This is a genomic window from Streptomyces sp. NPDC005533, assembly GCF_042871845.1.
Classification (GTDB): Bacteria; Actinomycetota; Actinomycetes; order Streptomycetales; family Streptomycetaceae; genus Streptomyces.
The window spans coordinates 31229-42435 of the sequence record NZ_JBIAJH010000049.1 but is presented as its reverse complement, the minus strand read 5'-3'; the positions used below and the strand labels follow the sequence as shown (position 1 = coordinate 42435).

Here is an 11207-nt window from a genome sequence, read left to right as displayed (position 1 = left end):
CGCAGAATCCAGCTCCGACCCCACCTGATCGACGGCTGCCTCACCGCCACCGGCCTGCCCCTCAACCCACCGACCCCACACTGAAAACCTCAGTAACAGCCAGCGACGGCACCTCAGCACCTACACCGCACTCAAGATCGCCGGATCCTGGCAGATCCGCGACCTGGAGATCGACCGGGACAAAACGTGCTGACGGGCAGCCTGGTGGCAGCAGGTGCCCTGCTCTCTCTGCTCATCTCGGCGCCTACGGCCCTGGCCGACCCTGGGCCGGGCACTGAATGCCCCCCGCTCGTCTTCGACTGTGACATCCATTCGGGGGGCAACAAGCCGCCGAAACCCGAGAAACCCGGCGGCGGTGGGGGCGGCGGAGGCGGTGGCGGTGGCGGTTCCGCGAAGTGCATGGCGCGGGACGGTTCCGGCGGGACATTCGAGGTGCCGTGCTACGACGAGCAATCGGGCTGGTTCGACGCGTCGAGCTCCTGCTACTGGCAGCTGTTGGAGCCCCAGCCGCCCGCCGAGGATCCGGTCTGGGCGGGCCGGACTCCTGGGGACGGGGCGGTCTATAACGGCCAGTGCCCGGGGCAGCCGCTCGCTGGCGGATTCCGCTGGTTCCAGAACCCGCCTCCCGGTTTTGGAGGCGGGCCGAACCTGGAGGCCTTGGCGCAGGAGGCGGTCACGAAGATGCGGCTGTTGGGTGCGGACATCGGGATCGCTCCGAAGCAGGGCGGTATCGGGACGGTTGGGGTGCCGGTCTGGGTGTGGAACGCGCCTGGCCCGCAGACGACCGGGCCGACGTCGGCCAGTGCGACCGCACTTGGGGTGACGGTGACCGCCACGGCGACCGTGCAGGACGTCGTGTGGACCTTCGGCAACGGAACCTCCGTGTCCTGCCCGTTCCCCGGCACCCCTTACAGCCCGTCGTTCGGGCTGACTCCGCCCAGTAAGGCCAACGGCCAGTGCGGCATAGCCGGTTACTCCCGTGTCGGCGAGTACGCGGTGACCGCGACGACGACGTGGGCCGTGCACTGGGTCGGCGGCGGCCAGCAGGGAGATCTGACCACGACGCGCAGTTCGCAGGCCGCGGTGCGCATCGGAGAACTCCAGGTCGTCGGCCAGTAAGGCCCTACGACCGCCCTTCCTTTCCCCTCGCAGGAGGCATAGCACGTGAGTACCACCACCACGCCCGCGACGCCGGGCCGGGCCGCCGTATCGGATCCCGGTGGCTCCGGCGGGCAGCCGGCCGCCCCCCGCGTTGTCCGCCAACGCCGTCGGCGCCCGGGGCTGATCGCCCTGTCCGTGGCCCTGATCGCGGCGGGCGGACTGTCCGGTGCGCTGCTGTTCACCGCGTCGGGACAGCGCACCGCCGTCCTGGTCGTGGCTCGCGACGTGCCGGTGGGGGCTGCGGTCACCGACGCCGACTTGGCCCCCGCGTCGTTGGCGCTGGACCCGGCCGTCAAGGCTGTCCCGGTCACGAGGAAGAAGTCGATCGTCGGTCAGCGCGCCGCGGTCGCGCTGAAGACCGGTGCGCTGCTGTCCCCAGGACAGGTCACGTCGGCATCTCTCGTGAAGGCCGGTGAGCAGCTGGTGGGTGTGGCGTTGAAGCCGTCGCAGCTGCCGGCGAGCCGGCTCGCCCCGGGTCAGGAGGTGCTGATCGTCTCGACCCCGGAGAGCGTCCAGGCGGTGGGCGGGGCGAAGCCGGCTGAGCCGGCTGGCGCGCCGAAGACGGTGGCCGCGACCGTGGTCGCGGTGGGGGCGGCCGCGCCCGCCACGGGAGCTGTGGTGGTGGACGTGGCGGTGCCTGCGACCGACGGGCCGGCGTTGGCCGCGCGGGTGGCGACTGGTGCGATCGCGTTGATCCTGGCGCCGCAGGAGGGCAGCTGATGGCGGTCGTCGCGCTGGCGGGCGGGCTCGGGGCTCCGGGGGTGACCACGGCCGCCATGGCGTTGCTGATGACGTGGCCGCTCGCGGAGGGGCATCGCGTGATCCTGGCCGAGGCCGACCCGGACGGCGGGGCGATCCTGCCGGGTGCGCTGCAGGGCACCCTGGGCACCACGCACGGTCTGCGGAATCTGGCGATCGCGTCCCGTCAGGGGCAGCTGGCCGAGGCGTTCTGGCGTCAGCTGGTCGATGTCACCGACGCGGGCAGCCGCGATCGCCTGGTGCTGCCCGGTCTCTACGACCCCGCGCACGCCTCCGCGATGGAACCGGTGTGGCAGCCGCTGGCGCGCCTGTTCGCCGGGATCGAGGAGCACGGGCACGACGTCTTGGTGGACTTGGGACGGCGCGGTGCGTTCGGGCCCTCGGCGGTGCTGGCGCAGCGGGCCGACGTCGTCCTGGTGGTCGCGCGCTCCACCCTGCGCAGCCTGCAGAGCGCCCAGGTTCGTCTGGAGGCCCTGCGCGAGAGCGTCGGGGGGAGCGTCGAGGTGGGCCTGCTGCTCGTCGACGAGGGACCGTTCTCCAAGGAGGAGGTCCGCAAGACGCTCGGGGTGCCGGTCACGGCTGTGCTGCCGTGGCAGCCCAAGGAGGCGAGGGTGCTGTCCGACGGCGCCGAGCAACCCCGGCGGTTCGAGTCCGGGTCGCTGATGCGCTCCGCGCGGTCGGCCGCGGTGCGGGTGCGGGAGCTGGTGGCGATCCGGCGTTCCCGGCTCGCCCTACCGTCCGGACCTGCCGAGGGACGGGTGGTCGACCATGCGCGCTAGCCCCTTGCACGGTGACCCTCAGGTCACCGCAGGTTCGTTGCAGGCCCGCCTCGCCGCGCCCCGGCCGATCCCGGCGGCGGCCCCGACCCGGCGGGCGCCGGCGGACCCTCGGGCGACGTCGGCCCCTGCGGCTGCGCCGACGATGGACTACGCTGCGGTCCGCCTGATCAAGAAGGAGGTCGGGGAACGGCTCACCGATCTGCTGCGGGCCCGGCCGGGGTTGAGTACGGCCGCGCAGGAGCAGCAGGGCCGGCACCTGATCAACGAGCAGGTGGCGGTGTGGTCGGACGCCGAGGCCGTCAAGCGCGGCGCGGCCACCAGCCCGGCCGAGGACGCGGCGATCGCGCAGGCCGTGTTCGACCTGCAGTTCCGGGCAGGCCGGCTCCAGCAGCACCTGGACAACACGGCCGTGGAGAACATCTTCATCAACGGGTACGCCGAGGTGTGGCTGGACTTCACAGACGGCCGGCGCGTCCGGGTCGCGCCGGTGGCGGACTCCGACGAGGAGCTGCGCGAACTCTTGCGGGACCTTGCGCGGCGTACGACGGGTCAGGCCGAGAGGAGTCTGTCGACGGCGGATCCGTTCCTGGCGTTGCGGCTGTCGGACGGGTCCCGTCTGCAGGCCGTCATCGACGTCACGCCCGGCACCTACGTCACGATCCGCCGGCACAGCATGCGCCACGCCGATCTGCCGGAGCTGGTGGACCGGGGCATGCTCGACTCCACCCTGGAGGCGTTCCTGCGTGCCTGCGTGCGCGCGGAGAAGAACGTGATGATCGTGGGCGGTCAGGCCGCGGGGAAGACCACGCTGCTGCGTGCCCTGCTGCGGGAGATCGATCCCGACGAGCGGTTCGCCACTTTGGAGACCGAGTACGAGCTGTTCGCCCATGAGAACGGCCATCACCGCCAGGTCGTGCCGATGGAGGCCCGCGAGTCGAACGGCGAGATGGTCGCCGGGCAGGCGGCCGGGGAGATCACGCTCATGGACCTCATGTACCGGGCGCTGCGGATGACGTTGACCCGGATCGTGGTCGGTGAGGTCCGCGGGCCCGAGATCGTCGCGATGCTCCAGGCGATGACCAACGGTGCGGGCGGGAACCTGTGCACGCTGCACGCCATCCACCCGTCGGTGGTGTTCGACCGGATCGCCGAGCTGTACCTCCTCGCGCAGGCCAACATGAGCGAGGCGCTGGCGTACCGGCAGGCCGCGAACGGGCTGCACTTCATCGTGTTCATCTCCTCCATCGACGAGACGAAGATCGGCGGGCACCGCCACCGGTTCGTCTCCCACGTACTGGAGGTCACCGGCATCGGGGAGGGCGGCCGGCCGGAGACGAACACGATCTTCGGGCCGCGTCCGGAGCGGGGCGAGATGCGGGCGGTACCGCTCATGCACCCCCGCTGCATCACCGACCTGCGCCGCGCCGGATTCGACGCCGGCCTGCTCAACGTCCCGAGCGGGGCCTGGCCTGCGGCCCTGCCGCTCCTCGTCGACGAGGGGGCGGGACTGTGACGACGCTGCTGATGTGGGTTGCTGCCGGACTCGCTCTCGCGGGCGGGCTCGTGGGGCTGGTGGTCGGGATCGTGGGCACCACCGCACCCGCGGGGGCGACGCTCACCGCCCGCCTGAGGGCGGGGCGGCAGTTAGCCGGCCGGGACGAGCGGATGGCCCGCCGTACCCGGCTGGCCGGCGGCGCTGTGGCCGCCGTGGTGCTGTGGCTGGTGACCGGGGTGTTCGTGGCCGGGGCGCTGGTGTTCCTGGCCGTGATCGGGGTGCCGTGGCTGCTCGCGCCCACGAAGTCGGCCACGACCCGGATCGGGAAGCTGGAGGCCTTGGGTGACTGGACTCAGCGGCTGGCCAACGTACTGCGGCTCGGCCGCGGCCTGGACGAGGCCCTGCACATCTCCCGCAAGGGCTGCCCCGAGGACATCGCCGACGAGGTCGGCGACCTGGTCGACCGGCTGCAGGTCGGATGGCGGCCCACGGACGCGCTGCGCCTGTTCGGCGATGCCCTGGACGATGTCACCGCGGACAAGGTCGTGGCCGCGCTCGTGCTGTCGGCGGCCGACCGCGGCCCCGGCCTCGCGCAGGCGTTGGACGACCTCGCCGAGTCGGTGCACGAGGAGGTCGCCCGCCGCCGGGCCATCGAGGCGGACCGGGCCAAGCCGCGTACGACGATGCGGTGGATGACCATCATCACCCTCGGCGTCATCGGCCTCGGCTTCCTCATCCCCTCCTACACCGCCCCGTACGGGACGCTGCTGGGCCAGCTGGTCCTCGCCGTCCTCGCCGCCGGCTTCGTGGGTGTTCTGGCCCTGATGCGGCAGATCGCCGACACCAAGCCGGTCCCCCGTTTCCTGGTCGCCGACCCTCGCAGCGCGGTCACCCCGCCCGCCGCGGCCGCAGATCCGGCCGGGCACGAGAGCACGGAGGTGTCGGCATGATGCCCGTGGCCGCGATCTTGTCCGGCGCAACGATCGGCGCCGGCGCCGCCCTCCTGATCCGCGAAGTCCTGCGCCCCGCGCCCGCCCTCGGGCCTGCGTTGCGCCGTCTCAACCAGCCCGCACCGCCCCGCCTCCACGACGTGGCCACCGATCGGGACGAGCGGTGGGGGCAGTGGCTGGTGGAACGACTGCACGACGTCCCCGGCGTGCGGATCCCCCACAAGGACCTCGCGCTGACCGGCACCACCCCGGCCCGGTTCATGCTGACCAAGGTCGCGTTGGCGGCCGGTGGCCTGCTGCTGCCCCCGCTGTCGACGATCCCGCTGCTGCTGCTCGGGCTGCCGCTCTACCTGCCCGCCATCGTCGGCATCCTGGCCGCGACGCTGCTGTGGTTCACCCCCGACCTCGCGTTGCGGGACAAGGCCAAGCGGGCCCGCGCCGAGTTCGCGCACGCCATGGCCGCCTACCTCGACCTGGTCGCGCTGCGCCGAGCCGGGAACGTCTCGGCCGAGCAGGCCATGGAACAGGCCGCGCAGACCGGCCAGGGCTGGGCGTTCGTCCGCATCCAACAGGCCCTGGCCCGCTCGCGGGTGGACAAGGTCCCCCATTGGGAGTCCCTGGCCCGCCTCACCGCCGAACTCGACCTGCCCGTCCTGGACGACCTCGCGGCGATCATGCGGCAGTCCGCCGACGACGGCGCGTCCGTCTACGCCACCCTGCGCTCACGCGCGAAGAACCTCCGCGGCGAGCTCCTCACCGCGCAGGCGACCGAGGCCAATGCCGACAGCGAGAAGATGACCGCCCCCGGCGCGCTCCTCGCCGTCCTGGTGATGCTCCTGATCGCCTTCCCCGCCATCATCCGCATGCTCAACACCTGACCCGAAAGGGGCTACACCGCCATGCTGAACAAGCTCGCCGCCCGCACCACGACCGCCGCCCACTGCGCTGCGCGCTGGTACAAGTCCCGCCTGGAACAGGCCGGCCCGTCCGACCGTGGCGACATCTCCATCACCACGATCATCATCTGGGTCGCCGCGGTGGCCGGCGCGATCGCCATCGCCGGAACCATCGCGGTGGTCATCGGCCGCTACAACACCACCCTCTCCGGCATCTGACCGCGACCGAGACAGACATCTGGGCGTGGGGAGGGAGGAACATGCCGCACGACAACGACGACCAGGCCGACCGACATCAACCGGCCGACCGTACCGGGGGCCTGGCATGCGGTGATCGGGGGGAGTCGTCCCTCCAGATGGCGATCGTCTTCCCGTTCGTCATCCTGCTCACCGTGGCCGTGGTGCAGGCAGCGATGTGGGTCCACGCCCGCAACGTCGCACTCACCGCAGCGCGCGAAGGCGTGGCCGCGGCCCGCACCTACCAGTCCCCCGAAGGCGCGGGCGCCGACCGCGCCCGCGAAACCCTCGGCCGAATCGCCGGCGACAGCCTGCGCGCACCCACCGTCAGCACCGCCGGCAGTACGGCCACGGACGTGCGGGTGACCGTCACCGGCAGCGCCCCGTCAATGCTGCCGGGCCTGTCAGGGCTGTCGGTGTCGCAGTCGGCGTCGGCTCCCCGGGAACGGTGGACCACCCCATGAACACCACCACGACCGGCGGTGGTTGGCGTGCGCGGCTGCGGGAGGACCGGGGCAGTGAGGCGATCGCCACCGCGATCGTCGCGCCGCTGCTGCTGATGCTGCTGTGCACGGCGATCGCCGGCGGCCGGATCGTCACCTCCGGGGCGAAAGTCGACGCCGCCGCGGAGGACGCCGCCCGCGCCGCCTCCATCTCGCGCACCCACTCCAGTGCCCAGAGCGAGGCCGCCGAGGCCGCCGCACGCTCCCTGAACGACCAGGGCATCCGGTGCGCCTCGACATCGACGAGCATCAACACCTCCGGGCTCGCCGTTCCCCTCGGCCAGGTCGGCACCGTCACCGTGACGATCTCCTGCACCGTTGCGCTGTCCGACCTCCTGCTGCCCGGCGTGCCCGGATCCAAGACCATGACCAGCACGTTCACGTCCGTCGTGGACGCCTACCGCTCCCGGGAGGGGTGAAGTCATGCCCGACCCCACACCCCATCGGCGCCGCCGGCAGCTGCACGGCGACGAGGGCAGCGTCGCCATCTACACCGCGATCTGCACCATCGCCTTGCTGGGCATCATCGGCCTCGCCATCGACGGCGGCGGCAAGCTGCGCGCCACCGAACGCGCCGACGCCGTCGCCATGGAAGCCGCCCGCGCCGCCGGACAAGCCATCGACCCAGCCGCGGCCGTCACCGGCGAGGGGATCCGCGTCGATCCCGAAGCCGCCCAAGCCGCCGCGCACGCCTACCTCTCCCGGACCGGCGCCCGCGGGAGCGTCGGCCTCTCGGCCGACGGCACACAGCTGACCGTCACCGTGAACGGCGCCTACGCCACGAAGTTCCTCTCCGTCGTCGGCATCGGCTCGATGAACGTCTCCGGGCACGGCAGCGCCCGCCTCCTGCACGGCATGACCCAGCCCGAATAGCGGGGCATCGAGCAAGAAGGACCCCTGAACATGTCGAAGCCCACCCCCAAGCCGTCACGGCCCGCACGCGGCGGCGCCCAGGCGGCGGCCGCCGCAGTTCGCGGTCTGCTCAGCCTTCTCCTCCTGGCCGGGCTCCTGGCCGGTCTGCCGCTCCTGCTGTGGTGGGCCACCGCCATCGTCGGGCCGCCCGGAGTGGCCGCGCTCGGCTCCCTGTTCTCCACCGACGACTCCGGCCAGGTGTTCCTCCTCGCCCTCGCCGTCGCCGGATGGGTCGGATGGGCCCTGTTCACGTGCGCGGTGCTGCTGGAGATTCCCGCCCAGATCCGCGGCCGCGCCGCCCCGCAGATCCGCGGCCTGGTCGGCCAGCGCGCCGCCGCAGCCCTCGTCGGCGCGGTCCTGCTGGCCCTGCCGACCACCACCGCCCTCGCCGCCCCCGCCACCGCCGCCACGGCTCCGGTGAGCATCAGCGCCTCCGCCATCCCCGGCACCACAACCGGCGGCATCGGCGCGGTCGCCTCCACGGCGAGCGGGAACGGCACGGCCGCACAAGGCACGTACACGGTGCGGGACGTGAAGCCGGCGGAGAGCCTGTGGTCGATCGCGGAACAGACGTTGGGCGACGGACAGCGGTGGGAGGAGATCGCCCACCTGAACGAGGGCCACACCATGACGGACGGAACCGTGTTCCGTGCCGAGCAGCCCATCCACCCCGGCTGGGTCCTCACCCTCCCCGCCACGACCGACGCGCCCAGTACGCGAGCGCACGGGACGGCCACCGAGCGGGCCGGCGTGGGCGGGGAGTACACAGTGCTGGAAGGCGAGAGCCTGTCGGGGATCGCCGACACCCAGCTGGGCGACGCCGGCCGGTACATGGAGATCTTCGACCTCAACCGGGGTCAAGCCCTCCCCGACGGCGCAGGGACCTTCACGAACCCCGATCTCATCTACCCGGGACAGCGCCTCACCCTCCCCAAGGACGGCGGCCACACCTCCCCCGCACCCGGCACGGCCACCCCGGATGCCGAGGAGGCCGAAGGCGACGCGGCCGCGAAACCCCCCACCACCGCAAGCCCCACACCGCCTGCGACCACGGCACAGCCCGGCTCCCCCACACCGGCCCCCGCCACCTCGCCGCCGAGCACCAGCGCCTCCGCGGCCCCGACCCCCACCGCGCCGAGCACCCCGGCACCGACACCGGCCGCGAGCGCGCCACCTGCCCCGATCGCCACCGACTCCACGAACCGGAGCCCCGGCATCAACTGGGCCCTGGTCACAGGGGTCGGAACGCTCCTGGCCGCGTCCCTCACCGGCGCACTGGGCCTGCGGCGGATCCTCCAGCAGCGGCAGCGCCGTGCCGGGCAGACCATCGCCCAGGACGCCGAACCCACCTCCACCGAGCAGACGATGGCCGCCGCGGGCGAGCCCGCCGGTGTCGAGCTCCTCGACAACGTCCTACGGACCCTCGCCCGGCACAGCGCCGAGGACGGCCTTGCTCTGCCCACCCTGCGCGGGGCCCACCTCAGCGAGGACAACGGCGTCACCCTGCTGCTGGACGAGCCCGCCGAGCCGATCCCCCCGTTCACCGCCGGCCCGGACACCCATACCTGGGTGCTGGACCCGCAGGCCGCCCCCGCAAGCCCCGGAAAACTGCCCGACGTGCAGGTAGCGCCCTACCCGGGACTGGTCACCCTGGGCGCCGACCATCAGGGGCTGCTCCTGGCCGACCTCACGACCTGCCGGGTTCTGCTCCTGGACGGCACCGCCGACGAGAACCTCGAAGTCGCCCGCGCCCTCGCCCTGGAACTGGGCACCTGCCGGTGGACCGACTACAGCGAGATCCTCACCACCGGACTCGGTACCCGGCTCGCCGGCCTGCTGCCGCACGGCCGGATCCGCACGATGCCGCACCTGCCCGCCGTCGCCGCCGATCTCGGGGAACTCCTCCTGGAAGCCCATCAGAGCGGCGAGCAGGTCCTGCCCTGGCTGCTCATCGCCGCCGACGACCCCGCCGACACCGACGTCATCCAGCTCGCCGACGCCCTGTCCGCCGCACGTCACCTGCAGACGGCCGTGGTCCTTCCCGCCACCGACAGCACACGCCGCGCTTTCCCCCACGCCGAGATCCTGGACACCACCCGCGGCGAACAGACTCTTCCGGCCCTGCTGGAGAGGCCGGTCACCCTGCAGCGGGTCACCGACGAGCAGTACCGCGAATACATCCACGCCCTGCAGGTCTCCACCGAGGAACCCCTACCCGCCACCGCGCCCTGGGAGTTCAGTGAGGACCACAGCCCGGCGGCCGCCACGAGTGCACCGCTCACGGTCCGCGTCACGAACGCCGAGGCGACACAGGACCCCGGCGATCCCTTCCCCGCCCTCTTCGCAGGGATCCTCGTGCCGGCCACTGCGGCCGGCCAGAACCCGCCGCAGTCCCGCGACCCCGCCCAGACCGGGGCCGGCGACCAGGAGGGGCAGGCCTCCCCGGCGCCTCCTCAGCAGGCGACCGGGCCGAACCCCGAACCGGAGGGCCACAACGGTGAGGTGCGGATCGAGATGCTGGGCACGCTGCGAATCACCGGCGGCACCGGCGCCACCCACGCCCACACCCTGCAGACCACGGCCATCGCCGCCCTGATCCACCTCCGCCCCGGCCGCACCCCCGAATACCTGTGCCGGGCCATGGACCCCGTCAATCCGTGGAGCACCCGGACCCTGCACTCACGGTTGTCCGAACTCCGCAGCGAGATCGGCCTGGCCGACGACGAAGCCCCCCTGCTGCCCCGTCCGAAGAACGGCGCCGGGTACGTCTTCCACCCCGCCGTCACCTCCGACTGGCAGCAGTTCCAGCAGCTGGCCGCCATCGGCCTGGCCGCCGGCCCGCAACAAGGACTCGCCGCCCTGGAAGACGCCATGGCGCTGGTACGGGGCAGGCCGTTCGACGGCCGGACCTTGCCATGGGCCGACCCCGTGATCCAGGACATGCTGTCCAGGATCACCGACACCGCCCACACCCTCGCCCGCTGGCACACCGACGGCGACACCCCCGACCTCGACGCCGCCCGCCAGACCGTCCTGCAGGCACTCGACATCGAGGAGACATCCGAGGTCCTCTACCGCGACCTCCTCCACATCGAATGGGCGGCAGGAAACCCGGCAGTCGTCCGTCGCACCGTCGCACGGCTCCAGCAGATGGCACGGACCTACGACATCACCCTGGACAACCTCACCGAGGACACCATCAACCTGGTCCTGTCCGACCGGCCCTCCCCCGCTGGCTTTTATCCGGCAGTTAATCCAACATTGCAGTAGATGCTGCGGTTCGGCCATCCTCGTGAAGAACTCATCCATCACGGCCCCTCCGCCTGGCCGGAAGGCTCAGGGCGTCAGAACGCCACCTCTCTCACCTGCACAATTCCCGTATCCGGGAACGGTGCAACATCGTGAGCGGCACCATTCCCGGATCCGGATACCGCTACCGGCGGCCTCAGCCGTCGACTCTGCGAAACGGATCGGCTGCGGGCAGGTCGGCGTCAGCTCCGGCTCATGATGACTGC

At 72.2% G+C, this 11207-nt stretch carries 11 protein-coding genes; all 11 read left to right on the top strand.

All coding sequences use genetic code 11. The features are described 5' to 3' along the window. The first annotated feature begins 186 nt into the window (after positions 1-186). The 11 genes from ACFYP3_RS32230 (at position 187) to ACFYP3_RS32180 (ending at position 10962) form a co-directional block, all read left to right on the top strand. Positions 187-1119, top strand: coding sequence for a hypothetical protein (locus ACFYP3_RS32230; RefSeq protein ID WP_388840356.1), 933 nt, complete (start codon positions 187-189; stop codon positions 1117-1119). A 45-nt stretch (positions 1120-1164) separates the two neighbouring features. Further along, entirely contained in the window at positions 1165-1881 is a 717-nt protein-coding gene (locus ACFYP3_RS32225; protein ID WP_388840353.1) for an SAF domain-containing protein, read from the top strand. After that, complete coding sequence (locus tag ACFYP3_RS32220) at positions 1881-2699, top strand: hypothetical protein (RefSeq protein WP_388840350.1); 819 nt, start codon at positions 1881-1883, stop codon at positions 2697-2699. The genes ACFYP3_RS32225 and ACFYP3_RS32220 overlap by 1 nt, the downstream gene beginning before the upstream one ends. A gap of 142 nt (positions 2700-2841) precedes the next feature. Continuing rightward, a complete protein-coding gene (locus tag ACFYP3_RS32215) occupies positions 2842-4212 on the top strand; it encodes a CpaF family protein (RefSeq protein WP_388840347.1) in 1371 nt (456 codons plus the stop codon). Positions 4213-4223: 11 nt separating this feature from the next. After that, on the top strand, positions 4224-5144 hold the full coding sequence (locus tag ACFYP3_RS32210; protein WP_388840360.1) for a type II secretion system F family protein: 921 nt from the start codon (positions 4224-4226) through the stop codon (positions 5142-5144). After that, positions 5141-6022 carry a type II secretion system F family protein gene (locus tag ACFYP3_RS32205; protein WP_388840344.1) on the top strand — a complete coding sequence of 294 codons (882 nt, stop codon included), beginning with the start codon at positions 5141-5143 and terminating at the stop codon, positions 6020-6022. The genes ACFYP3_RS32210 and ACFYP3_RS32205 overlap by 4 nt, the downstream gene beginning before the upstream one ends. Before the next feature lie 21 nt (positions 6023-6043). Beyond that, a complete protein-coding gene (locus tag ACFYP3_RS32200; protein WP_388840342.1) occupies positions 6044-6259 on the top strand; it encodes a hypothetical protein in 216 nt (71 codons plus the stop codon). Between the two features lie 41 nt (positions 6260-6300). Next, positions 6301-6741 carry a TadE/TadG family type IV pilus assembly protein gene (locus tag ACFYP3_RS32195; protein ID WP_388840339.1) on the top strand — a complete coding sequence of 147 codons (441 nt, stop codon included), beginning with the start codon at positions 6301-6303 and terminating at the stop codon, positions 6739-6741. Continuing rightward, positions 6738-7199, top strand: coding sequence for a TadE/TadG family type IV pilus assembly protein (locus ACFYP3_RS32190; RefSeq protein WP_388840336.1), 462 nt, complete (start codon positions 6738-6740; stop codon positions 7197-7199). Before ACFYP3_RS32195 ends, ACFYP3_RS32190 begins: the two co-directional genes overlap by 4 nt. Before the next feature lie 4 nt (positions 7200-7203). Continuing rightward, on the top strand, positions 7204-7653 hold the full coding sequence (locus ACFYP3_RS32185; RefSeq protein ID WP_388840333.1) for a pilus assembly protein TadG-related protein: 450 nt from the start codon (positions 7204-7206) through the stop codon (positions 7651-7653). 30 nt (positions 7654-7683) lie between these two features. Beyond that, complete coding sequence (locus ACFYP3_RS32180; protein ID WP_388840330.1) at positions 7684-10962, top strand: LysM peptidoglycan-binding domain-containing protein; 3279 nt, start codon at positions 7684-7686, stop codon at positions 10960-10962. The last annotated feature ends 245 nt before the right edge of the window (positions 10963-11207 follow it).